Annotated in this window: 22 protein-coding genes; 7 read left to right on the top strand and 15 right to left on the bottom strand. The window is 61.4% G+C overall.

Annotated features, from left to right (window positions below; translation table 11 throughout):
- Nucleotides 1-56 precede the first annotated feature (56 nt).
- Nucleotides 57-908 (bottom strand): DUF4394 domain-containing protein, encoded by an 852-nt coding sequence (locus tag VCK47_RS03165; RefSeq protein WP_322889272.1) that lies wholly within the window; start codon nucleotides 906-908, stop codon nucleotides 57-59.
- Between the two features lie 272 nt (nucleotides 909-1,180).
- On the opposite strand from VCK47_RS03165, the gene uvrA reads away from it, so the two are divergent.
- Entirely contained in the window at nucleotides 1,181-4,045 is a 2,865-nt protein-coding gene (uvrA, locus tag VCK47_RS03160; protein WP_322889271.1) for an excinuclease ABC subunit UvrA, read from the top strand.
- A gap of 62 nt (nucleotides 4,046-4,107) precedes the next feature.
- Here the strand turns inward: uvrA and mmsB are convergent, their stop codons facing one another.
- The 4 genes from mmsB to VCK47_RS03140 form a co-directional block, all read right to left on the bottom strand.
- Entirely contained in the window at nucleotides 4,108-4,974 is an 867-nt protein-coding gene (mmsB, locus tag VCK47_RS03155) for a 3-hydroxyisobutyrate dehydrogenase (protein ID WP_322889270.1), read from the bottom strand.
- Nucleotides 4,971-5,993 (bottom strand): enoyl-CoA hydratase/isomerase family protein, encoded by a 1,023-nt coding sequence (locus VCK47_RS03150; protein WP_322889269.1) that lies wholly within the window; start codon nucleotides 5,991-5,993, stop codon nucleotides 4,971-4,973. Before VCK47_RS03150 ends, mmsB begins: the two co-directional genes overlap by 4 nt.
- Complete coding sequence (locus VCK47_RS03145) at nucleotides 5,990-7,126, bottom strand: acyl-CoA dehydrogenase family protein (protein WP_322889268.1); 1,137 nt, start codon at nucleotides 7,124-7,126, stop codon at nucleotides 5,990-5,992. The genes VCK47_RS03150 and VCK47_RS03145 overlap by 4 nt, the downstream gene beginning before the upstream one ends.
- A gap of 93 nt (nucleotides 7,127-7,219) precedes the next feature.
- Complete coding sequence (locus VCK47_RS03140; RefSeq protein WP_322889267.1) at nucleotides 7,220-8,719, bottom strand: CoA-acylating methylmalonate-semialdehyde dehydrogenase; 1,500 nt, start codon at nucleotides 8,717-8,719, stop codon at nucleotides 7,220-7,222.
- Between the two features lie 96 nt (nucleotides 8,720-8,815).
- On the opposite strand from VCK47_RS03140, the gene VCK47_RS03135 reads away from it, so the two are divergent.
- The 3 genes from VCK47_RS03135 (at nucleotide 8,816) to coaD (ending at nucleotide 10,750) form a co-directional block, all read left to right on the top strand.
- The gene (locus VCK47_RS03135; RefSeq protein ID WP_322889266.1) at nucleotides 8,816-9,718 is read left to right on the top strand and encodes a LysR family transcriptional regulator; all 903 of its coding nucleotides are present in this window, start codon (nucleotides 8,816-8,818) and stop codon (nucleotides 9,716-9,718) included.
- A 39-nt stretch (nucleotides 9,719-9,757) separates the two neighbouring features.
- Nucleotides 9,758-10,192 (top strand): CBS domain-containing protein, encoded by a 435-nt coding sequence (locus VCK47_RS03130; protein ID WP_322889265.1) that lies wholly within the window; start codon nucleotides 9,758-9,760, stop codon nucleotides 10,190-10,192.
- Between the two features lie 63 nt (nucleotides 10,193-10,255).
- Nucleotides 10,256-10,750, top strand: coding sequence for a pantetheine-phosphate adenylyltransferase (gene coaD / locus VCK47_RS03125; RefSeq protein ID WP_322889264.1), 495 nt, complete (start codon nucleotides 10,256-10,258; stop codon nucleotides 10,748-10,750).
- A 53-nt stretch (nucleotides 10,751-10,803) separates the two neighbouring features.
- Here coaD and VCK47_RS03120 read toward each other — a convergent pair whose 3' ends face one another.
- From VCK47_RS03120 to tkt, 5 genes are all read right to left on the bottom strand, one after another.
- Nucleotides 10,804-10,962 carry a hypothetical protein gene (locus VCK47_RS03120; RefSeq protein ID WP_322889263.1) on the bottom strand — a complete coding sequence of 53 codons (159 nt, stop codon included), beginning with the start codon at nucleotides 10,960-10,962 and terminating at the stop codon, nucleotides 10,804-10,806.
- Nucleotides 10,963-11,143: 181 nt separating this feature from the next.
- Nucleotides 11,144-12,145 carry a type I glyceraldehyde-3-phosphate dehydrogenase gene (gene gap / locus VCK47_RS03115; protein WP_322889262.1) on the bottom strand — a complete coding sequence of 334 codons (1,002 nt, stop codon included), beginning with the start codon at nucleotides 12,143-12,145 and terminating at the stop codon, nucleotides 11,144-11,146.
- Between the two features lie 79 nt (nucleotides 12,146-12,224).
- Nucleotides 12,225-12,368, bottom strand: coding sequence for a hypothetical protein (locus VCK47_RS03110; protein WP_322889261.1), 144 nt, complete (start codon nucleotides 12,366-12,368; stop codon nucleotides 12,225-12,227).
- Nucleotides 12,369-12,393: 25 nt separating this feature from the next.
- Entirely contained in the window at nucleotides 12,394-13,392 is a 999-nt protein-coding gene (gene gap, locus VCK47_RS03105) for a type I glyceraldehyde-3-phosphate dehydrogenase (protein ID WP_322889260.1), read from the bottom strand.
- Nucleotides 13,393-13,571: 179 nt separating this feature from the next.
- Entirely contained in the window at nucleotides 13,572-15,590 is a 2,019-nt protein-coding gene (tkt, locus tag VCK47_RS03100) for a transketolase (protein WP_322889259.1), read from the bottom strand.
- A gap of 264 nt (nucleotides 15,591-15,854) precedes the next feature.
- Between tkt and VCK47_RS03095 the strand changes: the two genes are divergently transcribed.
- Entirely contained in the window at nucleotides 15,855-16,325 is a 471-nt protein-coding gene (locus tag VCK47_RS03095) for a hypothetical protein (protein WP_322889258.1), read from the top strand.
- Nucleotides 16,312-16,704 (top strand): cell division protein ZapA, encoded by a 393-nt coding sequence (gene zapA / locus VCK47_RS03090; RefSeq protein WP_322889257.1) that lies wholly within the window; start codon nucleotides 16,312-16,314, stop codon nucleotides 16,702-16,704. The genes VCK47_RS03095 and zapA overlap by 14 nt, the downstream gene beginning before the upstream one ends.
- On the opposite strand, the gene grxD is transcribed toward zapA, so the two are convergent.
- The 5 genes from grxD to VCK47_RS03065 form a co-directional block, all read right to left on the bottom strand.
- Entirely contained in the window at nucleotides 16,705-17,064 is a 360-nt protein-coding gene (grxD, locus tag VCK47_RS03085) for a Grx4 family monothiol glutaredoxin (protein ID WP_322889256.1), read from the bottom strand.
- Between the two features lie 25 nt (nucleotides 17,065-17,089).
- Nucleotides 17,090-17,326 (bottom strand): BolA/IbaG family iron-sulfur metabolism protein, encoded by a 237-nt coding sequence (locus VCK47_RS03080; protein WP_007204542.1) that lies wholly within the window; start codon nucleotides 17,324-17,326, stop codon nucleotides 17,090-17,092.
- A gap of 100 nt (nucleotides 17,327-17,426) precedes the next feature.
- Nucleotides 17,427-19,586, bottom strand: coding sequence for a phosphoribosylformylglycinamidine synthase subunit PurL (gene purL, locus VCK47_RS03075; protein ID WP_322889255.1), 2,160 nt, complete (start codon nucleotides 19,584-19,586; stop codon nucleotides 17,427-17,429).
- A gap of 325 nt (nucleotides 19,587-19,911) precedes the next feature.
- A complete protein-coding gene (locus VCK47_RS03070) occupies nucleotides 19,912-20,370 on the bottom strand; it encodes a hypothetical protein (RefSeq protein ID WP_322889254.1) in 459 nt (152 codons plus the stop codon).
- A gap of 305 nt (nucleotides 20,371-20,675) precedes the next feature.
- Nucleotides 20,676-21,581, bottom strand: a complete 906-nt coding sequence (locus VCK47_RS03065; RefSeq protein ID WP_322889253.1) for a LysR family transcriptional regulator — start codon at nucleotides 21,579-21,581, stop codon at nucleotides 20,676-20,678.
- Nucleotides 21,582-21,734: 153 nt separating this feature from the next.
- On the opposite strand from VCK47_RS03065, the gene VCK47_RS03060 reads away from it, so the two are divergent.
- Entirely contained in the window at nucleotides 21,735-25,148 is a 3,414-nt protein-coding gene (locus VCK47_RS03060; protein ID WP_322889252.1) for an indolepyruvate ferredoxin oxidoreductase family protein, read from the top strand.
- Nucleotides 25,149-25,163: the final 15 nt, after the last annotated feature.

Genomic DNA, 25,163 nt, shown 5'->3' with positions numbered 1-25,163 from the left:
CCTCGGCGCGGCCATTTTCCCCCGGTTCTGGGGACAGACAGACCGGGTGGGGGGACTTAGTCTGCCAGCATTGCGGCAAAGCCGTTGAAGCCCATCGCTCCCAGATCGGCCTGCATGGTCAGCGCGCCGGTTTCCAGATCGACGGCGTAAAGGCCCGAAGTATCGGCGCCTTCCATCATAAGCACGGCATAGGCCATGTTCTCGCCCTCGGCAGGGGATACGATTTCGAGATCGCCCATTGCGCTGATGTCCACAGGTGCGCCGTCCAGTGTCAGGGCTGCGACGGTGGTCAGCGTGCCTTCGTTATTGGCAAGGGTCAGCAGGGAATCGGTCTCGGCATCCAGCACATATTGCAGGGTCTCGGACGCTGTCGCGCCGTTGATGGCGTTGGTATAGGCGCTGGCAAAGACAGCAGGCGTTGCACCGGCGTTGGCATCACCATCGGCATAGAACAGGTCGGTAAAGCGGCGCACGGAATTGGCTCGCTCGTCATTGTCACCGAAACCTGCGGGGAAATAGACGTGGTTGGACCCGTCTGTCGCCACGATGCGGATCGCGTCGATATTGTTGTTGAAGTCGAAACCGACCATCGCACCTTCGGAAATCCCGACGTTTTCACCGATCAGGTTGTCGGTTGCCGTCAGTTCACCTGTTTCGGTGTCGATCGTGTAGACAGCGGCATTCGGCGCGATCCCGATCAGTTCACCCGTCACAGGGCGATAGGCGATGGCGGCCAGAATGCCCGACAAGGTAACGGTTTCGCCGGTTTCCATCAGGCCGGGCAGCGTGACAAGGCTGGTACCGTCCGCGCCAAGCGCGTAGCCGGTCACAGGCTGGCCGTGGCCGTCGGCAAAAACGGGGGCGCCCAGCAGGGCAATGGCGGTGGCGGAAATCAGGGTGGTTTTCATCGTCGCGTCCTTGTTCAAGAGTGTGGCAATGTGCCTTTGATGCTCTTACAAGTGTGACTTAAGTTATTGTTTGTAAACGGTTTAAAACTTAATGTGATAGCGAAACTATTACCTGCCTACATCCGTGTATAGCGATGATCCTTCTGCGTGCGCCGCAAACCGGCGCGCTGCGGCTGCGCATTTATTTTGCCAATGTTCTGTTAATGTTCTAGATACGCACTGGCAGTGTCGGTAACCGTCGCTATGTAAAGACCGTTGCCCTGGGGGTCCGTATGGCTGAGCTGAAACATATCGAAGTGCGCGGCGCGCGCGAACATAACCTCAAGAACATCGACGTGGATATTCCGCGCGATCAGCTTGTGGTCATCACCGGCCTGTCGGGGTCGGGGAAATCGTCGCTCGCCTTTGACACGATCTATGCCGAAGGGCAGCGCCGCTATGTGGAATCGCTGTCGGCCTATGCCCGCCAGTTCCTCGATATGATGGAAAAGCCCGATGTCGATCACATCAGCGGGTTGAGCCCTGCCATTTCCATCGAACAGAAGACCACCAGCAAGAACCCGCGCTCCACCGTCGGCACGATCACCGAGATTTACGATTACCTGCGCCTGCTGTTTGCTCGCGCCGGCACGCCCTACAGCCCCGCCACCGGCCTGCCGATCGAGGCGCAGCAGGTGCAGGATATGGTCGACCGCGTGATGGCGATGCCCGAAGGCACGCGCGGCTATCTGTTGGCCCCGATCATCCGCGACCGCAAAGGCGAATACCGCAAGGAATTTCTGGACCTGCGTAAGCAGGGCTTTCAGCGGGTGAAGGTGGACGGGCAGTTCTATGAGTTGGACGAGCCACCCACGCTCGACAAGAAATTTCGCCACGATATCGACGTGGTCGTCGACCGGATTGTCGTGCGTGCAGGGCTGGAAACGCGGCTGGCCGACAGTTTCCGCACGGCACTCGACCTTGCCGACGGGATCACCGTGCTGGAAACCGCGCCGGGCGAGGGGGAGGGTGAACCCGAACGCATCACATTCTCGGAAAAATTCGCCTGTCCGGTGTCTGGGTTCACGATCCCTGAAATCGAACCGCGCCTGTTTTCGTTCAATGCGCCTTTTGGCGCTTGCCCCGATTGCGACGGGCTGGGGGTAGAGCTGTTCTTTGACGAACAACTGGTTGTCCCCGATGTGACACTGAAAATCGCGGACGGTGCCTTGGCCCCGTGGCGCAAGGGCAAGTCGCCCTATTTCCTGCAAACCATCGAAGCCATCGCCAAACATTACGGGTTCAACAAGAACGCCCGCTGGAAAGACCTCGACCCGAAGGTGCAAGAGGTGTTCCTGCGCGGCTCCGGCAGCGACGAAATCAAGTTCCGCTATGACGAAGGCGGGCGGGTCTATCAGGTGGAACGCCCCTTCGAAGGCGTGATCCCCAATATGGAACGCCGCTATCGCGAAACTGACAGCAACTGGATCCGCGAGGAATTCGAGGCCTATCAGAACAACCGCCCCTGCGGCACCTGCGGCGGCTATCGCTTGCGGCAAGAGGCGCTGGCCGTGAAAATCGGTGGCCAGCATGTCGGGCAGGTCGTGCAGATGTCGATCAAGGAAGCCTATGACTGGTGCCTGACCGTCCCCGACAGCCTGAGCAAGCAAAAGAATGAAATCGCCGTCGCGATCCTCAAGGAAATCCGCGAACGGCTGGGGTTCCTGAACAATGTGGGGCTGGAATATCTGACGCTTGCGCGCAATTCCGGCACCCTGTCGGGTGGGGAAAGCCAGCGCATCCGGCTGGCCAGCCAGATCGGATCGGGGTTGCAAGGCGTGCTTTACGTGCTGGACGAGCCCAGTATCGGGTTGCACCAGCGCGACAATGACCGCTTGCTGACCACGCTGAAAAACCTGCGCGATCAGGGCAATACCGTGATCGTCGTCGAACATGACGAAGAAGCGATCCGCGAGGCGGATTACGTCTTTGACATCGGCCCCGGTGCGGGTGTGCATGGCGGGCAGGTGGTTGCCAAAGGGACACCGGCCGAGATCATGGCCAATGAGAACTCGATCACCGGCATGTACCTGACCGGCAAGCGCGAGATCGCCGTGCCCAAGACCCGCCGCAAGGGGAAAGGCAAGAAGCTGACCGTGGTCAAGGCGACGGGCAACAACCTGCAGGACGTGACAGCGGATTTCCCTCTGGGCATGTTCGTCTGCGTGACGGGCGTGTCGGGCGGTGGCAAATCCACGCTGACGATTGAAACCCTGTTCAAGAACGCGTCGCAGAAACTCAACGGCGCGCGCCAGACGCCTGCACCCTGCGAGACGATCAAGGGGTTCGAACATCTGGACAAGGTGATCGACATTGACCAACGCCCCATCGGGCGCACGCCACGGTCGAACCCTGCGACCTATACCGGTGCCTTCACCCCGATCCGCGACTGGTTCGCGGGCCTGCCCGAGGCCAAGGCGCGCGGCTATAAGCCAGGGCGGTTTTCGTTCAACGTCAAGGGCGGCCGTTGCGAGGCCTGTCAGGGCGACGGCGTCATCAAGATCGAGATGCATTTCCTGCCCGATGTCTATGTGACCTGCGAGACCTGTAAGGGCGCGCGCTATAACCGCGAAACGCTGGAGGTGAAGTTCAAGGGCAAGAGCATCGCCGATGTGCTTGATATGACTGTGGAAGATGCGCAGGAGTTTTTCACCGCCGTGCCATCCATCCGCGAAAAGATGGATGCGCTGATGCGCGTGGGGCTGGGCTATATCAAGGTCGGCCAGCAGGCGACGACGCTGTCAGGTGGCGAGGCGCAGCGCGTGAAACTGTCCAAGGAGCTGGCCAAACGGTCGACGGGGCGCACGCTTTATATTCTGGATGAACCGACGACGGGCCTGCATTTCGAGGATGTGCGCAAGCTCTTGGAAGTGCTGCATGAACTGGTCGATCAGGGCAATTCTGTGATCGTGATCGAACACAACCTGGATGTGGTGAAAACCGCCGATCATATCATCGACATTGGCCCCGAGGGCGGCGATGGCGGTGGCCGGATCGTCGCTGTCGGCACGCCAGAAGAGGTGGCCGAGGTGGCGGAAAGTCATACGGGGCGGTATCTCAAGCCGATGCTGGTGCCGCGCAAGGTCGCGGCGGAGTAGTGACAGCGCCATCCTTGGGGATGGCGCTGGCCTCCGGCGGGAGTATTTTTGGAAAAAAGAAGTCAGGGGCGCTGGCGTTTCTCGAAACGTGGCAGCATGGCCGAGAAATCGCGGCCGCGCCCGTCTTCGGTTTCCACGAATTGCGCGTAGAGTGCCGTTGCGGCTTGGCCCAGTGGCGTGTCGGTACGGGCGGCTTCTGCCGCTTGCTGGCTGAGGCGCAGGTCCTTGAGCATCAGTTCGGCGGCGAAGCCAGGTGTGTAGCCGTTGTCGGCGGGGCTGACTGGGCCGATACCGGGGGCAGGGCAGTAGCTGGTCATCGACCATGACGCGCCCGACGAGGTGCTGACGACATCGAACATCGCCTGCCGGTCAAGGCCCAGCTTGTCGGCCAGGGCAAACGCTTCGCAAGTGGCGATCATCGTGACGCCGAGGATCATGTTGTTGCAGATTTTGGCCGCCTGCCCGTTGCCCGCAGCCCCGCAATGCACGGCCTTTTGCCCCATGATGGCGAAAAGCGGTTGGACGGCCTCGAAGGCGGGCAGAGGCCCGCCCGCCATGAAGGTCAGCGTGCCGTTTGTCGCACCGCCGATGCCGCCTGACACAGGCGCGTCGATGGCCTGCAGCCCGTGGGCCGCTGCCGCTGCGGCCACCTGCCGCGCGCTGTCCACATCGACGGTCGAACAATCGAGGTGAATAGCCCCCGGTTTCATCGCCGGATGGATGTCAGCCGCGACCGCGCGCAGGATCGCGCCATCGGGCAGCATGGTGATGACCACATCGGCGGTCTGCACCGCCTCTTGCGCGCTTTTGGCGAGTGTCAGGCCGTCAGGGCGCGCCACCGGATCGAAGCCTGTCACATCATGGTCGCGCGCAAGGTTGGCGGCCATCGGCGCGCCCATATTGCCAAGCCCGATAAAGCCGATCTTCATGTCTCATCCTCCCAGATCAGTGCGTCCTTGCCCAAGGGGGCGGTCATTGCCGTGATGTCGTCGATGGTATGAGGCCGCCAGCGGGGGGCGCGGTCGCGGTCGATGATCGCGGCGCGGATGCCTTCGATGAAATCGCCCTGTTCGGCGCAGCGGAATGTGTAGCGGAATTCATGATCCAGCGCTGTTTCGATCCGCGGGTCGTGCCTGACCGCCGCGATGATCCGTGCCGCAACTGCCATGGCAAGCGGGGCGTTGTAGTCCAGAAGCGGCAGGGCATGCGCGGTGAGCGGGCCATCCTGCGCCACCAGCCGTGCGCGGATTTCGGGCACATCGGGCGCGCAGAAGGCGGCGTCGATGGCGCTTTGCCAGTCTTTCAGGCGGCTGGGCGGTGGCGGGCCTGCCTTGATCGCGGCGACAGTGCCGGTTGTGATCAGGACCGATTTCAGCGCCTCCCAATAGGCTGCGGGGATGAAATGGTCGGCAAAACCTGCGTGGATCGCGTCGCCTGCATCCATCCGGTCACCGGTCAGGCCAAGATAGGTCCCCAGATATCCCGGCGCACGCGCGAGGATCAGCGAGCCGCCTACATCCGGCACCAGCCCGATGCTGCATTCCGGCATGGCGATGCGGCTTTCCTCACACACGATCCGGTGGCTGGCATGGCAGCCGATACCGACGCCGCCGCCCATGGTGAAGCCGTGCAGGAAGGTGACGATGGGTTTGGGGTAATGGTGGATTTTCCGGTTCAGACGGTATTCGTCGCGCCAGAACCGCTGCCCATAGCTGAAATCGCGGCGCTGCGCGCTGGCGTACATATCCGCAATGTCGCCGCCCGAACAAAAGGCACGCTCGCCCGCGCCGTCGATCAGGATCAGGTCAACCTGATGGTCGCTGCGCCAGTCGTCGAGCGCCGCCTCGATCGCCAGACACATGTCCCATGTCAGCGCGTTCAGCGCCTTGGGGCGGTTGAGCGTGATGAGCCCCGCGCGGCCGTCCTTGCGGATGATGATATCGCTCATCGGATCATCTGACGCGCGGTGATCAGGCGCATGATCTCGTTCGTGCCTTCGAGGATCTGATGCACCCGTAGGTCGCGCACGATCTTTTCGATCCCGTAATCCGCCAGATAGCCGTAGCCGCCGTGCAGTTGCAGGCATTGATCGGCCACCATGCTGCCGGTTTCGGTGCAAAGCTTTTTCGCCATTGCGCAGAATTTGGTCGCGTCTGGCGCTCCGGTGTCAAGTTTCCATGCCGCCTGCCGCAGAAAGGTCCGCGCCGCTTGCAGCGCGATTTCGGCATCCGCCAGCCGGAATTGCAGGCCTTGGAACTGGTCGAGCGATTGGCCGAAAGCCTTGCGGTCTTTCATATAGGCCAGCGTCTGTTCCAGCGCGCATTGCGCCGCCCCGATGGAACAGGCGGCGATGTTGAGCCGCCCGCCATCCAGCCCCGCCATCGCATAGCTGAACCCCTGGCCTTCGGTGCCCAGAAGGTTCGCCAGCGGTGTGGCGCAATCGTCCAGCTGCACCTGACGGGTGGGTTGCGACCGCCAGCCCATCTTGTCCTCGAGCCCGCCGAACGACAGACCGGGGGCGCCCGCCTCGATCAGGATCGCGCTGATCCCCTTGGGACCTGCGTCGCCGGTGCGGGCCATGACGATGTAGGCGTCAGAATAGCCACCGCCGGAAATGAAGGCTTTGGTGCCGGTCAGCAGGTAATTTTCATTGCTGCGGCTGGCGCGGGTTTTCAGTGCTGCGGCGTCGGAACCGGATCCGGGTTCGGTCAGGCAATAGGACAGGATCAGGTCCATCGACAAAGCACGCGGCAGGATACGCGCCTTCAGATCATCCGAGCCATAGCTGTCGATCATCCGCGCGCACATGTTGTGGATTGACAAAAATGCCGCCACGGACGCGCAGGAATATGACAAAGCCTCGAACACCAAGGTTGCGTCTAGGCGCGAAAGGCCCGCGCCGCCGCTATCCTCGGAGACGTAAAGCCCGCCGAAACCAAGCTCTGCCAGTTTCGGCCAGAGGTCTTTGGGGATGGTGCCGTCGCTTTCCCAAGCCCGCGCGAAAGGCGCTATATGCTCTTGCCCGAAGGCCAGCGCCATGTCGAAAATCGCGGATTGTTCTTCGGTCAGCGCAAAGTCCATGATGCCTCCCCCCAGCAAGAAATGAACATCTGTTTAATTATTGCGCGCCTGCGGGCGGTTTGGCAAGGGCGGCTTGCGCCCTTGCCGTTCGTGTTACTCCATCAGCGGGATAGAGAACGCGCTGCCGTCCTTGATGCCCGAGGGCCAGCGCGAGGTGATCGTCTTGGTGCGTGTATAGAACTTGAACGCATCCGGCCCGTGCTGGTTGAGGTCGCCGAACATGGATTTCTTCCAGCCGCCGAAGGTGTGATAGGCCAAAGGCACGGGGATCGGCACGTTGATCCCAACCATGCCGATATTGATCCGGTTGGCGAAATCGCGTGCGGCGTCGCCGTCGCGGGTAAAGATCGCGGTGCCGTTGCCGTATTCGTGGTCCATCGCCAGACCCAGCGCTTCTTCATAGGTCTTGGCGCGCACAACCGACAGGACAGGACCAAAGATTTCCTTTGTGTAGATGTCCATATCTTTGGTCACGCGGTCGAACAGATGCGGGCCGACAAAGAAACCGTCCTCGTAGCCCTGCAATTTGAAATCGCGGCCGTCGACGACCAGATTGGCGCCTTGGGCTACACCGCTTTCAATCAGTTTGAGGATATTTGCCTTGGCGGCGGCGGTCACGACAGGGCCGTAATCGACGTCATTGCCAGATGTATAGGGGCCGACTTTCAGTTTTTCGATGCGCGGCACCAGCTTTTCGATCAGGCGGTCGGCGGTTTCCTCGCCCACCGGCACCGCGACCGAAATCGCCATGCAGCGTTCGCCAGCGGCACCATAGCCCGCGCCGATCAGCGCATCGGCGGCTTGGTCCATGTCCGCATCGGGCATGATGATCATGTGGTTCTTGGCACCGCCGAAACATTGCACACGCTTGCCGTTGGCACAGCCGCGGCCATAGATGTATTCCGCAATCGGCGTCGATCCTACAAAGCCGATCGACTGGATCACGTCATGGTCGAGGATCGCATCCACCGCTTCCTTGTCCCCGTTGACGACCTGCAGGATGCCTTTGGGCAAGCCCGCTTCTTCCATGAGTTCGGCCAGCATCAGGGGCACGGAGGGGTCACGTTCGGAGGGCTTGAGGATGAAGGCATTGCCGCAGGCGATGGCGGGGGCGAACATCCACATCGGGATCATGGCGGGAAAGTTGAAGGGCGTGATGCCGGCGGTGACACCCAGCGGCTGTTTCATCGAATACATGTCGATGCCGGGGCCGGCGCTGTCAGTGAATTCACCTTTCAGCAATTGCGGCGCGCCGATGCAATATTCGACGACCTCCAGCCCGCGGACCACATCGCCTTTGGCGTCGGGGATGGTTTTGCCATGTTCGCGGGACAAAGCCTCGGCCAGCTTGTCCATGTCGCGGTTCAAAAGGCCGACAAACGCCATCATCACCCGCGCGCGGCGCTGCGGGTTCACGGCGGCCCAAGCGGGCTGCGCCTTGGCGGCGATTTCGACGGCCTTGTCCAGTTCGGCGGCATTGGCCAGCGGCACACGCGCCTGCACCTCGCCGGTGGCGGGGTTGTACACATCCGCAAAACGGCCGGACGTGCCTTTGACATGTGCGCCGCCGATGTAATGGGTCAGTTCCTGCATAGCATCCTCCATTGGGTTGGGGGGACTATAGGCTTGCGTTTTTGCAGGTAAAAGCGGCAATATGCCAAAATCATTTTGCATAAACGCAGGACGCAGATGGACAACTGGGACGACATGCGCGTGTTTCTGGCCGTGGCGCGCACCGAAAGCCTGTCTGCCGCAGCGCCCTTGACCAAGATGGACCCTGCCACCCTTGGCCGCCGGATCGCGCGGCTGGAACGCAGCCTTGGGGCGGCTTTGTTCGTGAAATCGCCGCAGGGTTATGCCTTGACAGATCTGGGAGAGAGGTTGCGCGACCGCGCCGCCGATGCGGAAACGCAATTCGCGCTGGCGGTCGAGGAATCGCGCGGGGGTGCCACGGCGCTGACAGGGCAAATCCGTATCGGTGCGCCTGACGGTGTGGCGAATTTCCTGCTGCCGCAGGTCTGTGCCGCCTTGCAACGCGACAACCCCGATCTGGAAATGCAGGTGCTGGCCTTGCCCCGCGTCGTCAACCTGTCGCGGCGAGAGGCCGATATGGCGATCACCGTCAGCCCGCCCGCAGCGGGGCAACTGATCGTGCAGAAGATCACTGATTACCAGCTGCACCTGGCCATGCGCGCCGATGCGCCCGCCGTCGCCACGCTGGAGGATCTGCGCGGGCGGCCTGTCGTGGGCTATATCCCCGACATGATTTTCGACAAGGAACTGGATTATCTGGGGGCCTTGGGGGCAAGGGGCGTGCAGCTTGCCTCCAACTCGGTCGCCGTGCAGTTGCAGATGATCCGCGCGGCGGGTGTCGGAATCGTGCATGATTTCGCACTCCCTTTTGCGCCTGAACTGCGCCGCGTGCTGACCGACAAAGTGGCCCTGACGCGGACATTCTATCTGGTGCGGCACAAATCGGCGCGGCAATCGGACCGGCTGACGCGTGTCGCCGCCGCGATCAGCGCGGGGCTGACGGCCGAGGTCGCGCGGCTGGAACGTATCGCGTGCTTGACAGATACGCCTGCGGTTTGACAGGCTGAACCATCGCCAACGCGTGGGGGGAGATACATCATGATCGTCGGACAAATCCTGAAATCCAAAGCCGATATGGGCGTTGTCTCGGTCAAGCCGACCGATACGGTGACCGCGGCTGTCGCTCTGTTGTCGCAGAACCGGATCGGGACGGTTGTTGTCTCCTCCGACGGGCAAACGCTGGACGGTATCCTGTCCGAGCGCGACATCGTGCGCGAATTGGGCAAGCGCGGCGTGTCCTGCCTGATGGCGCCCGTCTCAGAGATGATGACCAGCAAACTGACCACCTGCACCACCGCCGACAGCGCCGATCAGGTGCTGGAAATGATGACCGAAGGGCGGTTCCGCCATCTGCCCGTCATGGATAACGGCAAGATGATCGGCCTGATTTCCATCGGCGACGTCGTCAAAGCGCGGCTGTCGGAGCTGTCGATGGAAAAAGACGCGCTGGCCGGGATGATTATGGGGCACTAGCCCCGTTGCATTCCTGCGCGCGATGTTGTTGTTTGCGCGCAATAATATTTCAAGAGGTGCGTCATGCGCGTAGGTCTTTATCCCGGAACCTTCGATCCGGTCACGCTGGGGCATCTTGATATCGTGCGGCGTGCCGCGACACTGGTGGACCGGTTGGTCATCGGCGTGGCGATCAACCGCGACAAAGGCCCGCTATTCACGCTGGAAGAACGCGTCGCCATGGTCGAGGCGGAATGTGTGCCTCTAGGTCGCGACGTCGGCTGCGAGATTGTCGTGCATCCGTTCGAAAACCTGTTGATTAACTGTGCCCATGACGTTGGGGCCAATGTCATCATCCGCGGTCTGCGCGCGGTCGCGGATTTCGAATATGAATACCAGATGGTCGGCATGAACCGCATTCTGGACGATTCGATCGAAACGGTGTTTCTGATGGCCGAGGCTGAACATCAGGCAATCGCGTCCAAACTGGTCAAGGAAATCGCGCGGCTGGATGGCGATGTGTCGAAATTCGTCACCCCCGCCGTCAATGCCGCATTGATCGCGCGGTTGCGCGGCTAGACACGCAAAAGCCGCCCCCGAAGGCGCGGCTTGGTGGTCGTGCAGCGGCGGGTTTAGCCGTAAATCGCCTTGGCTGCGATCTTGGCGGCGTCCTCGCGGAACATACCCAGATCGATTGCCACATCCTGCGGCATGCTGGCCAGTTCGTTCTTCAGACGCAGATAGGTGGCGCGTTTCTGCACGGCGGAGCGGACTTTGGTCAAGACGGTCATATGCGTGCTCCTTTTGCTCTCGCTTCGTTGGTCTTGACCTACAAATAGCAATGCTGCGGCGCAGAACAACTGACAGTTAGCGCTAGCGGATATGCATTCGCTGCATGGCGGGGTTTGCCGGATGCACAAAAAAAAGACCGGCCCCGCAAGGGACCGGTCTTCTGCTTTGAAAGGAGTGTGATTACAGCAGCTTGCCCATCGCCACGGCAGTATCTGCCATGCGGTTGGAAAAGCCCCATTCGTTGTCATACCACGACAGGATGCGCACCATGTTGCCGTCGAGCACCTTGGTCTGGTCCAGATGGAAGATCGACGAATGCGGATCGTGGTTGAAATCAGAGCTGACCATCGGCAGGGCGGTATAGCCAAGGATACCTTTCAACGGGCCATCGGCGGCGGCGATGATGGCGTTGTTGATCTCTTCGACATTGGTGGCGCGGCTGGCTTCGAATGTCAGGTCCACGACCGACACATTGGGCGTGGGCACGCGGATCGCGACACCGTCAAGCTTGCCGTTGAGTTCCGGCAGCACCAGACCCACGGCCTTGGCAGCCCCGGTCGAAGTCGGGATCATCGACAAGGCAGCAGCGCGTGCGCGGTAAAGGTCCTTGTGCATCGTGTCCAGGGTCGGCTGGTCGCCGGTGTAGCTGTGGATCGTGGTCATGAAACCTTTGGTGATCCCCACGGCGTCGTTCAGCACCTTGGCGACGGGTGACAGGCAGTTCGTGGTGCAGGACGCGTTCGACACGACGACATCGTCCTTGGTCAGCGACTGGTGGTTGACGCCGAACACGACGGTTTTGTCGGCATTGGTGCCGGGGGCGGAGATCAGCACGCGCTTGGCACCTGTGGACAGATGCGCCTGACAGGCGTCCTTGCTGGTGAAGATACCCGTGCATTCCAGCACGATATCAACATCGCCCCACGGCAGGTCAGCAGGATTGCGGATCGCAGTCACCTTGATCGGGCCGCGGCCTGCGTCGATGCTGTCCTCGGTCGTGGTCACGGTGCCGGGGAAACGGCCATGCACCGAATCGAAGCGCAGCAGATGCGCGTTGGTTTCCACCGGCCCAAGGTCATTGATCGCCACCACCTCGATATCGGTGCGGCCGGATTCGATGATGGCGCGCAAGATGTTGCGGCCGATCCGGCCAAATCCGTTGATTGCTACTTTGACGGCCATGCTTGATCCTCCTTGGGGATGAATGTTGGCGCTAACATTGCGATTTATTGCAAAAGGTCAACCGTCGATGCCGGACGCGTCAGCGCCAGAACGCCAGATATTCGATCAGATCGACGAATTTGCGCATCGTGAACAGGAAAGCCCGCCAGTCGTTCGCCAGCCCGTCATAGGCCAGCGCCGCCCCGATCAGCACAAGAAGGAATATCGCGATGCCATTCGTCATGGCAATGGTCTAGCGACGCTTGCGTTTAATGCAAGCGCCCCATGGTGGCGGCGACATCGGCCATGCGCGCCGAAAAGCCCCATTCGTTGTCATACCATGCCAGCACCCGCACCATGCGGCCGACAACCTTGGTCTGGTCGGGGGCGAAGATGCAGCTTTGCGTCGTGTGGTTAAAGTCGATACTGACCTTGGCCTCGGCGTCATAGGCCATGACCATGCCCATATAGCCGCTGGCCGCCTCTTTCACGATGGCGTTCACCTCGGCCACGGTCACGGATTTGCCCGCTTGAAACGTCAGGTCCACGGCACTGACGTTGGGGGTAGGGACCCGCATCGCGGTGCCGTCGAGCTTGCCTGCCAGTTCCGGCAGCACCTCGCCCAAGGCCTTCGCCGCCCCCGTCGATGTGGGAATCATCGCCATGGCAGCTGCCCGCGCGCGGTAGAGATCGTCGTGCCGCCGGTCCAGCGTGGGCTGGTCGCCGGTGTAGCTGTGGATCGTCGTCATGATCCCCGCTTCGATCCCGATGGCGTCGTTGAGCACCTTGGCCAGTGGCGCAAGGCAATTCGTGGTGCAGGACCCGTTCGACACCAGCCGTTCGGTCGAGCGCAGGTCGCGGTGGTTGACGCCGTAAACCACGGTGCGGTCGACGTTCTTGGCAGGGGCCGAGATCAGCACCTTGCGCGCGCCGCGCTCCAGATGCACGGCGGCACGGTGACCATCGTTGAACTTGCCGGTGCATTCCAGCACGACATCGACGCCCTCCCAATCCAGCGTGGCGGGATCATAGCTCGACATCACGTCGATCGGGCCGCGCCCGAGGTCGAGCGTGTTGCCCTTGACCGTCACCGGATGCCCGAACCTGCCATGCACAGAGTCGTATTTCAGCAGATGCGCATTGGTGGCAATCGGCCCCGTGGCGTTGATCTTGACGACCTGCACGTCGTTGCGCGCGGCTTCGGTGATATGCGCGAGCGTGCAGCGCCCGATGCGGCCAAACCCGTTGATCCCGATGGTGATTGTCATGTGGCATCCCCCTGTTTGGGGATGTCCTGCAGATTGTATGCCGTGGTGTCCAGAAAAAAGTGACGCTTTGTCAGGGTGTTAACGGTAACATGCGGATTTTTCCGCTGTTACCGCTAAACGTTTGCGCCAACATTCGGGCGGATGGGTAAGGTGGGTTTGAACCCACCTTACGCAGTGTTTTACTTGATAAGGGATTTGACCTTGGCGGCGACAGCCTGCGCTGTGATGCCGAATTCCTCGTAAAGCCGTTCCGCCGGGGCGGAGGCACCGAAGCCGTGCATGCCGACAAAGCCCGATTTCTCGCGCTTGCCGCCTTCGCCGAACAACCAGCGGTCCCAGCCGAAACGGATCCCCGCCTCGACCGCGACGCGCACGGGGCCTGCGGGCAGAACCTTGCGGCGGTAGCTGTCGTCCTGTTCCTCGAAGAGTTCCCAGCAGGGCATAGACACAACGCGTGTGCCGATCCCTTCGGCCTGCAGCAGGTCACGCGCGGCAAGGGCGATTTCCACCTCGGACCCTGTCGCCATGATGATCGCCTGCCGCTTGCCTTCGGCATCCGCCAACACATAGCCGCCTTGCGCGGTCAGGTTCTTGTTGGTGTGGGTCTTGCGCACGGTGGGCAGGTTCTGGCGCGACAGGGCCAGCACCGATGGCGTGGTCTTGCTGGTCAGCGCCATTTCCCAGGCTTCCGCTGTCTCGATTGTATCGGCGGGCCGGAACACGTGCATGTTCGGCGTGGCGCGCAGCATCGCAAGATGCTCGACCGGCTGGTGGGTCGGGCCATCCTCGCCCAGACCGATACTGTCATGCGTCATCACATAGGTGACCGGTACGCCCATCAGTGCGGACAGGCGCATCGCGCCGCGTGCGTAATCGGTGAAGCACATGAACGTGCCGCCATAAGCGCGCGCGCCGCCGTGCAGCGCCATGCCGTTCATCGCGGCGGCCATGCCATGTTCGCGGATGCCGTAATAGATATAGCGGCCCTTGCGGGTGTCGGGGTGGAACACGCCCAGATCACCGGTCTTGGTGTTATTCGACCCTGTCAGGTCGGCAGAGCCACCGATGGTTTCCGGCATGATCGGGTTGATGACTTCTAGCGTCATTTCGGAGGATTTGCGCGTCGCGACCGATGGTGCGGCCTCGGAGATCTGCTTTTTCAGCGCGCGGATCGTGGCGGCCAGTTTCTTGGGCGCGTCACCTGCATAGGCGCGGGTGAATTCGGCCTGTTTTGCGGGCGACAGCGCGGCAAAGCGCGCCTCCCATGCCGCACGGGTCGCGGCACCACGTGCGCCGATGGCTTTCCATGCGTCCAGCACGTCGGCGGCCACTTCGAACGCGCCCATTGGCGCGCCATAGGCGGTTTTTGCGGCAGCAAGTTGGTCGGCATTGGTCAAAGCGCCATGGCCTTTGGACGTGTCCTGCGCAGCATGGCCCAGTGCGATATGGGTCTTGCAGGCAATCATCGACGGGCGGGGATCGGCCTTGGCGGCGGCAATCGCTGCATCGATAGCGACCGGATCATGGCCGTCGATTTCCTGCACATGCCAACCGGACGCCGCAAAGCGCGCAGGCTGGTCGGTGATATCGGCAATATCGACTGTGCCGTCGATGGTGATGTTGTTGTTGTCCCAGAACACGACCAGATGCCCCAGTTTCTGCATGCCTGCGAGGCCGATGGCCTCTTGGCTGACACCTTCCATCAGGCAGCCGTCACCGGCGATGACATAGGTGTGGTGATCGACGATCTTGGCGCCCCAATGGGCGCGCTGGATTTCCTCGGCGATGGCGAAGCCCACCGAATTGGCGATGCCCTGACCCAAGGGGCCGGTGGTGGTTTCAATGCCGCGGGCATGGCCGTATTCGGGGTGGCCTGCGGTTTTCGCGCCCCACTGGCGGAAATCCTTGATCTGCTGGAGCGTGATATCCTCGTAGCCGGTCAGATACATCAGCGCATAAAGCAGCATCGACCCATGCCCTGCCGACAGGATGAACCGGTCGCGGTCGGGCCATGCGGGGGCCTTGGGGTCGAATTTCAGGTGCTTTTCGAACAGGACGGTCGCCACATCAGCCATGCCCATCGGCATGCCGGAATGGCCGGAATTGGCAGCGGCGACCGCATCCAGTGTCAGGGTGCGGATGGCGGTGGCTTTTTTCCAGTGATCGGGGTGCGCGGAACGCAGGGCGGCAATATCCAAGGGGGCAGTCCTTCAGGCAAAGGGATTGAATTCTCTTGCCTGCGTCATATCAGGGTCGCCCCCAAGATCAAGCGCGACAGCTAAGCTGTTCTGATCGCTGGCGTCATCGCGTTTGCCGCGCTGCTGCCGATGGCATAGGCTTTGAAAACGCCGGATCGATTCGGGGGCAAGGCGGAATTTCGCCGCCGCCGGACGACGGAACGGGTTGAAGTTCAGGCCCGGATCAGGGCAATCCGGCGTTTAGAATGTGTGAAAGGGCGGGCAATGAGTGATGTGCTGGAACTCGGTCATCGGATCACGGTGGCGCTTGACCGGATCAGGCAAGGTGTCGAGGCGCAGGCCAAGGCCGATGCGGCAGAAGCGTCCCTGTTTGACGCTTTGCAGGCCGAACGGGCGCAGACCGCTGCGCTGACCGCCCAGATCCGGCAATTGCAGGATGCGCAAGGTGCGGGCACCGTTGACCTGACACGCCGTGTGGAAACCCAGGCCGCGCAATTGCAGGCGATGGATGGCCATCTGCAACGGTTGCGCGCCGCGACCCAGCAGCTGCGCGATCTGAACGGGCAATTGCGCCATGCGCTGACAGCGGGGCTTGACCCTGCACTGATCGACACAGCACTCGCCGCCGAGGTCGAGGCGTTGCAGGCCTTGCGCGCCGCCGACGCCGCCGAGGTTGATGCCATCCTTGCCGAACTCAAACCCCTGATCGAGGAGGCCGCCCATGCCGCAGGTTGAGATTTTTATCGGGGGTCGAACCTTCGAGGTCGCCTGTCAGGAAGGCGAGGAGCATTTCCTGCATTCCGCCGCCGCCATGCTGGATGCCGAGGCTGCGACGCTGGCCGAACAGATCGGCCGTCTGCCCGAAGCGCGGATGCTGCTGATGGCAGGGCTGCTGCTGGCCGACAAGACGGCCGGGTTGGAAGACAAGCTGCGCGAGGCGCAGGTCGAAGCGGTGGAACTGCGCGCCAAGCTTGACCGTCTGCAATCCGCCCCGCGCCCCGAGGCCCAGCGGATCGAAGTGCCTGTGGTGCCTGCCGATGTCGTGGAAACGCTGGCGGAACTTGCTGCCAGAGCCGAAGCCCTGGCAGATCATGTGGATGCGAAACTGGCCTGATCAGGCGTTGGCTTCACGGATCTTGTCGGCGGCGTCCTTGTCGAAGGTCACGCCTTTGTCCGCGAAGAGTGTGTCAAGCTCGCCTGACAGAGTCATTTCGGTAATGATGTCGCAACCGCCGACAAATTCGCCCTTGACGTAAAGCTGCGGGATCGTTGGCCAGTCGGAGAAATCCTTGATGCCCTGACGGACCTCTTCATCGGCCAGCACGTTCACGTCCTTGAAGTCCACGCCCATGAAATTCAGAACGCCCGCCACACGGGACGAGAAGCCGCATTGCGGCATGGATTTTGTGCCCTTCATGAACAATACCACATCATTCGAGGATATTGTTTCTTGAATCTGATCTTTAGCGGTCATGTGTCATGTCCTTTGAGAAACTGTTTCAGTCGGGCGCTTTGGTGGTCAGCGCCAGCGCGTGCAATTCGCCCTGACTGCCGTCCATCCGGCCCTTGAGCGCGGCATAGACCGCGCGTTGTTGCTGCACGCGGTTGAGGCCACGAAAGCTTTCGTCGATAACCTCGGCCGCGAAATGCGCGCCGTCATCGCCCTGCACGCTGATCCGGGCTTGCGGGAAACTTTCGCGCAACAGCGTTTCGATCTCATGGGCGGTGATGGGCATTTGCGGTCCTTTTCGGGCGTGTCATGTACAAGTTAGGTGTGATGCGGGCGGCAAGCAAGGCGCTGCCTCCGGCGGGAGTATTTTTGGAAAAAAGAAGCCATCAGGCCAGCGCTTTTTCAAAGCTGGTGCGGAAGATCATGGCGAGGTCGGCCAAAGGCGCGCTCTCGCCGCCCAGACTGACCATGTCGCCGCCGGCCTTGCCCACTGTGGCAAGCGGCACGCCGGCTTGCCCTGCGGCGACCATCAGCGCCTCGGCCTGATCGAAATTGCAACCGATCAGATAGCGCGCCTGATCCTCGCCGAAGAGTGTGGGCGTGTCGCCTGCATCAAGCGCGATGCCCACACCTGCGGATTCAGCCAGTTCGAACGCGGCCAGCGCCAGACCGCCGTCGCCCAGATCGGTGCAGGCGGTGATGAGCGCGCAATTGGCGCGGATGAAATCGCCATGGCGCCGCTCGGCGTCGAGATCGACAGGGGGCGGCGGCCCTTCGGCCCGATGATAGACCTCGGCCAGCAGCGCGGATTGCCCCAGATGACCAGTCGTTTCACCGACCAGCAGCAGCACATGGCCGTCGCGCAGATGGCCGCGGATGATCTGGTCGGGATGGGTGATGATGCCGACAGCCCCGATGGTGGGGGTCGGCAGGATGCCCTTGCCGTCGGTTTCGTTATAAAGCGACACGTTGCCCGACACGATAGGCATGTCGAGCGCTTTGACCGCTTCACCGATGCCCTGAATTGCACCGACGAACTGCCCCATGATTTCGGGTTTTTCGGGATTGCCGAAGTTCATGTTGTCGGTAGTGGCCAGCGGTTTTGCCCCCACGGCGGTCAGGTTGCGGTAGGCTTCGGCGACGGCCTGTTTGCCGCCTTCCACAGGGTCGGCCATGACATAGCGTGGCGTGACGTCAGAGGTGAAGGCCAGCGCCTTGTCCGTGCCATGCACCCGCACGATGCCCGCATCCAGACCGGGCGTGCGGGCGGTGTCGCCCATCACCTGGGCATCATATTGTTCATAGACCCATTGCTTGCCCGCGTAATTGGGGCTGCCGATCAGCGCCTTGAGCCCGTCGATCGGGTTGACGCCTACGACATCGCCCAAAGGCGCCTGTGGCGGGGTCGGCACCCAAGGCCGGTCGTATTCGGGGGCGGAACCCGACAGGGTGGCCAGCGGCAGGTCGGCCTTCACCTCGCCTTTGTGGACGACGATAAAGCGGTCCTCGGGGATGGTTTCGCCGACGATAGCGAAATCGAGGTCCCATTTGACGAACACGGCTCGCGCCTCGGCTTCCAATTCTGGCCGAAGGACCATCAGCATGCGTTCCTGGCTTTCCGACAGCATCATCTCGTAGGCGGTCATGCCGGTTTCGCGCTGCGGGACAGCATCAAGGTTCAGCCGCACGCCAAGCCCGCCTTTGTCGCCCATTTCCACGGCCGAACAGGTCAGGCCAGCAGCCCCCATGTCCTGAATGGAAATCACGGCACCCGTGGCCATCAGTTCGAGCGTCGCTTCCATCAGACGCTTTTCAGTGAACGGATCGCCCACCTGCACGGTGGGGCGCTTTTCCTCGATGCTGTCGTCGAATTCGGCGCTGGCCATCGTTGCGCCGCCGACACCGTCGCGGCCTGTCTTGGCACCCAGATAGACGACGGGCATGCCCACGCCGGAGGCGGCGGAATAGAAAATCTTGTCGGCATCCGCCAGTCCTGCGGCAAAAGCATTCACAAGGCAGTTGCCGTTATAAGCGGCATGGAACCGCACCTCGCCGCCCACGGTGGGCACGCCGAACGCGTTGCCGTAACCGCCCACACCGGCCACGACGCCGTTGACCAAAGACCGTGTCTTGGGGTGGCCGGGTTCGCCGAACGACAGCGCATTCATTGCTGCAATCGGGCGGGCGCCCATGGTGAAAACATCACGCAGAATGCCGCCCACGCCGGTCGCGGCCCCCTGATAGGGCTCGATATAGCTGGGGTGGTTGTGGCTTTCCATTTTGAACACCACGGCCTGACCGTCCCCGATATCGACAACGCCCGCGTTTTCACCGGGGCCGCAGATGACCTGTGGACCCGTGGTGGGCAGGGTGCGCAGCCATTTCTTGGACGACTTGTACGAACAATGTTCGTTCCACATCGCCGAGAAGATACCAAGCTCGGTAAAGGTCGGCGTGCGTCCGATGATGTCGAGGATGCGCTGGTATTCGTCGGGTTTCAGCCCGTGGGCTGCGATAAGATCGGGCGTGATGGCTGGCTCTGTCATGGTGTCCCCTCGGTCCTGCGCCTGTCATACAGAGGCAGGCCTTTAGGTGAAAGACGCAAAACGCAAGAGGGCAGCGCATCTGTGGCGGGGCGTGCAGTGTCGTCAATCGTGATGACCGTGCCACTGCCGCCCCGACGCCAACATCTGGCGCGGGCAAAAAAAAAAGCCGGGCACAAGGCCCGGCGAAGTCCAACAGGGAGGTGAAAGCGATGCGCGATTGCACAATCTGCCTTCAAGACGACAGATAGGGCGCGTTTTTTGGCCGTTCAAGAAAAAATGTCAGCCGCTTATGCATTGCCGCTATGTGTTGTATGCATGGCTCTCTTCAATCGGACAGGTCGAAGGTGAGGCCGAACACAAGGATCGCGTCGGCATGGCTGTCGTTCGGGGCTTTGTCCATGAAACTGCTGCCCGGCATAATCTGCACAAAGGCAAAGCCACATTCGAGGTGCAACCCCCCCAGCGGGATCCAGCCTTTGATGTCATAACTGGTGCGGTTTCGCAGCGATGGATAATGCGCCGTGCCGATGAACGCCGCCGCACGACAGGTCTCGCCGCGCCAAAAATCGCGCGACAAAGTGATAAACGGGGCGGGTTCGGAAAAGCTGTTGCGCACCACACCGACCGTCACATCAAGGGGGGCCGCGTCCCAGGTCAGCGCAAGGCCGGGGTTGGTTTCGTTCATCCGGTGCCGCGCGGCACTGTTGAGGTGGTTGGTGGCCAGCGGCATCGTGATCCGGTCGGGACCCGGGCGATCAGCCTGCGCAACAGTTCCAAATGCCATGGCCACAGCCATGACGGCAATCTTCAACAGCACCATGATGAACACTCGCAAAAAAGGACACTGCGACCCGCAGGTCGGCTATGTTAGGTCATAGCTGGCGCAACCCCATGGGGGGAGACAGTCCTTAACACATTGGTAAATTTTTGGGCGGTAGGCAGGCCGTCCCTGCCCATCGGCAGGTTGCAGTGTTTTGTCCGTTGGTGCTTGATTAAATTTACAAAATACAGCCTTTGGGAACCGGTCGCACCCGCCCGAATTTCACAAATTCCATTCAAATTTTACGAAATCAGCTCAAATGCCAGCCCCTATTGCGGGACGGTTTCACGGATCTTGCGCCGATGGGCGAAAATCTCTTCCTGCACAAAGTCGCGGAAGGCCGCGATCCGTTTGGATTGGCGCAATTCCTCTGGATAGGCCAGAAACACGGGGACTTCGCCGCTTTCGAGCTCGGGCAATACCCGCACGAGGGCGGGGAAATCCTCGATCACATAGTCGGGCAGCACGCCGATCCCGATATTGTTCAGCACACCCTGTAGCACGCCAAAGTAGTTGTTGACCGTGAACAGGTGCTGGATATCGCTGGTCAGCAAATGCTGGACCAGCGTGGCCCCTGCCGAGACTTGAATGGAATTCAGGCTTTGGCACACAAGGCGGTGGTCCGATAGATCGGCCAGCGATTCCGGTGTGCCGTTCATTTCCAGATAGGAGGGCGACGCATAAAGCCGCATCCGCACCGACATCAACCGCTTGCGGATCAGATCGGCCTGCGACGGCTCCTTCATGCGGATCGCCACGTCAGCCTCGCGCATGGGCAGGTCCAGCACGCGTTCTTCCAGCATCAGGTCGATCTTGAGGTCGGGATAGGCTTCGAACAGTTTGGGCAGGCGCGGGGCCAGCCAGAGCGTGCCGAAACCCGTTGTGGTGGTCACGCGCAGGTCGCCGAACACTTCTTCTTCGCTGTCGCGGATGCGGGCGGACGCGGTTTCAAGCCGCTTGTTCATCGATTTGGTGGCATCGAACAGCAATTCGCCCTGTTCGGTCAGAATCAGCCCCCGCGCGTGGCGGTGGAACAGTGTGGTGTTCAACGCTTCTTCCAGCGCGCGGATCTGGCGGCTGACGGCGGATTGCGACAGATGCAGCGTATCGCCCGCATGGGTCAGCGACCCCGCATCAGCGACTGCGTGAAAGATTCTTAGCTTGTCCCAGTCCATCTGTTGCTTTCGTTGCCCATGTTACCGCTGACATATACTAATTATGCTGCGCGCGCAGCAAAAGGTTGCAGGCGACGATTTAGATTATTTTGTTCTTTGTAGGTCAGCAATTGTGACCTATACTGATCCTGTCAGCGCTTGGGAGGGTGTCAGATGAGCCGCCATGAAATCACACTCAACGACCGTTACGATCTGGACAAATCGCCGGTCCTGCTGAACGGGACGCAGGCGCTGGTCCGGCTGATGCTGATGCAAAAGGCGCGCGATGCAAGGGCAGGGCTGAACACGGCGGGCTATGTGACAGGCTATCGTGGATCGCCTTTGGGGGCGGTCGACCAGCAGATGACTCGAGCCAAGAATGTGCTGGAACCTGCCGATATCGTGTTCCAGCTTGGCCTGAATGAAGATCTGGCCGCGACCGCCCTATGGGGCAGCCAGCAGGCGGAACTGCGCGGCGAAGGCAAGTTCGATGGCGTGTTCGGTCTTTGGTACGGCAAAGGCCCCGGCGTGGACCGGTCGGGCGATGTGATGCGCCATGCCAATATGGCGGGCACGTCGCCCCACGGCGGCGTCATCATGGCGATGGGCGATGACCATACCGGCGAAAGCTCGACCACCTTGCACCAGTCCGACTGGGCGATGGTCGATGCCTATATGCCGATCGTCTCACCTGCGGGCGTGCAGGAAATCTTGGATTATGGCCTCTATGCCTGGGCTTTGTCGCGCTATGCGGGGGTTTGGGTGGGCCTCAAGACGATGAAGGACACGATCGAGGTCACATCCGTCGTCGACGCCGATCCATTCCGCGCCGATTTCGTCATTCCCGACATGGCCCTGCCCGAAGGCGGGTTGAACATCCGTCTGGTCGATACCCCGCAGCTGCAAGAGGCGCGGATGATCGACTACAAACGTTTCGCCGCCGAGGCATTCAGCCGCGCCAACAAGATGGACCAGCGCAAATGGGGCAAGGCAGGCGCGCGCATCGGTTTTGTCGCGGCGGGCAAGAACTGGCTTGATCTGCAACATGCGCTGGCACTGCTGAATATCACCGAAGGCGACGCCGAACGCCTTGGCATCACCACCTACAAGATCGGGCAGGTCTGGCCGCTGGATATGGCGTCGTTCCATGAATGGGCGGCGGGGCTTGATCTGGTTGTGGTGGTCGAAGAAAAGCGCAAGCTGATCGAAGTGCAGGTCAAAGAAGCCCTGTTCGACGACACCCGCACCCGCGTTTACGGCTGGCACAAGGGCGACGAGCATTCCGAAGGGCGGCGCGAGGAGATTTTCCCGACCCGTGCGGCCCTCGACCCAATCTGGATCGCCGAGAAAATTGGCGGGATACTGGTCGAGGAAGGCTGCGGATCGGACGGGATCAGCGCGGGCATGGCCGCCCTGGCCGAGGCACGGCGCGCCGACAATGCGCCCGAACTGGCGGCACGTCTGCCCTATTTCTGTTCGGGCTGCCCGCATAATTCATCGACCAAGGTGCCCGAAGGATCGCGCGCCTATGCTGGCATCGGCTGTCACTACATGGTGCAATGGATGGACCGCGACACGGTCGGGTTCACCCAGATGGGCGGTGAGGGTGCCAACTGGGTCGGCGAGGCGCCGTTTTCCACCCGCGACCATGTGTTCCAGAACTTGGGCGACGGCACCTACAACCATTCGGGCGTGCAGGCGATCCGCTTTGCGCTAATGGCGGGGACCAATATCACCTACAAGATCCTTTATAACGACGCGGTCGCCATGACCGGCGGGCAAGGCAACGACGGCGGGCTGACCGCCTACCAGATCTGCCGCGAATTGCAGGCGATGGGGGTGCGCAACATCGCGCTGGTCCATGACGCGAAAGAGGAACTGGACCTGTCGGTTTTCCCCAAAGGATTGGACATCAACGAACGCGCCGATTTCCAAGCCGTGCAAGAGAAGTTCAGCAAATACAAAGGCGTGTCGGCCATCGTTTACGTCCAGACCTGCGCCGCCGAAAAGCGCCGTCGCCGCAAGCGCGGGCAATTCCCCGACCCCGACAAGCGCGTGTTCATCAATACCGATATCTGCGAGGGCTGCGGTGATTGCGGTGTGCAGTCCAACTGCGTCAGCATCGTGCCGGTGGACACCGAACTGGGGCGCAAGCGCGCGATTGACCAATCGTCCTGCAACAAGGATTTTTCCTGCGTCAAAGGGTTCTGCCCGTCATTTGTCACCATTGAAGGGGCGAAGATCCGCAAGGAAGCGACCGCCGCTGTCGATCTGCCCGATATGCCGGACCCTGTTCTGCCGACGATCCAAGGCACGCATAACACCGTCATCACCGGCGTGGGTGGCACGGGCGTTGTGACCATCGGTGCGGTCATGGCCATGGCCGCGCATATCGACGGCAAGGGTGCCGGCATGATGGAAATGGCGGGGCTCGCCCAGAAAGGCGGGGCTGTGCATATCCATTGCCGGATTGCCGAAAACCCGCGCGATATCAGCGCGATCCGTGTCGCCACCGGCGAATGCGACACGCTGATCGGCGGTGATCTGGTGGTGTCGGCGGGGGCCAAGACACTGGGCCTGATGAAAACGGGCCGCACCCGCGGCGTGGTCAACAGCCACGAGATCATCACCGGCGATTTCACCCGCAACACCGAATTCAAACTGCCCGCCGATGCGTTGCGCCTGTCGCTCGAGGCGCGGTTGGGCGATGGCGTGACCCTGTTCGATGCCTCCGATCTGGCCAAGGCGCTCTTGGGTGACAGCATCTATTCTAACATGATGATCTTTGGCGCAGTCTGGCAGATGGGGGCGATTCCGCTTAGCTATGAGGCGATTTTGGGCGCGATTGAACTGAACGGCGCGGCGGTCAACCGGAACATTCGCGCGTTCGAATTGGGTCGCTGGGCCTATTTGCATCCGGCGGATGCGGCGGCGATCCTTGCGCCCAATGTCGTGGCCTTCCCGCAGACGCTGGAGGACAAGATCGCCTTTCGCATGGACCACCTGACCAAGTACCAAAGCGCACGGTTGGCGAAACGGTATCGCAAATTCGTCGACCAGTTTCAGGACCAGCCTTTGCGCGAAGCGGTGGCGATAGGTTATCACAAGCTCTTGTCCTACAAGGATGAATACGAGGTGGCGCGCCTGCTGACACAGACCCGCGCAAAGGCCGCCGCCGAATTCGACGGCGATCTGAAGCTGACCTATCATCTGGCGCCGCCAATCATTTCCAAAACCGGGAGCGACGGGCGGCCTGTAAAGCGGGAATTCGGCGCGCGGATGGGCTGGGCCTTTCCGAAACTGGCGCGGTTCAAGTTTCTGCGCGGTACCGTTCTTGACCCCTTTGGCCGCAACCCCGAGCGGCGCATGGAGCGTGCGTTGATCGCGGAATACGAGAGCGACATGGCCGAAGTGCTGCGCATCCTGCGCCCTGATACGCGTGATGCTGCTGTGGCATTGGCGCGCCTGTCGCTCGACATTCGCGGCTTTGGCCCCGTCAAGGAGGCGAACGCCCGCAAGGCGGCCAAGCGGCGCGAGGAACTGCTGGCCAGCCTGCGTGCGGCACCGATGCAGCAGGCGGCAGAGTGATTGCGCGGGCGCACA

Origin of the sequence: Yoonia sp. 72 (assembly GCF_034652275.1) — a bacterium.
Lineage (GTDB): Bacteria > Pseudomonadota > Alphaproteobacteria > Rhodobacterales > Rhodobacteraceae > Yoonia.
Note: the sequence above shows the minus strand (reverse complement) of the source record. Positions and strands in the feature narration are given on the sequence as shown.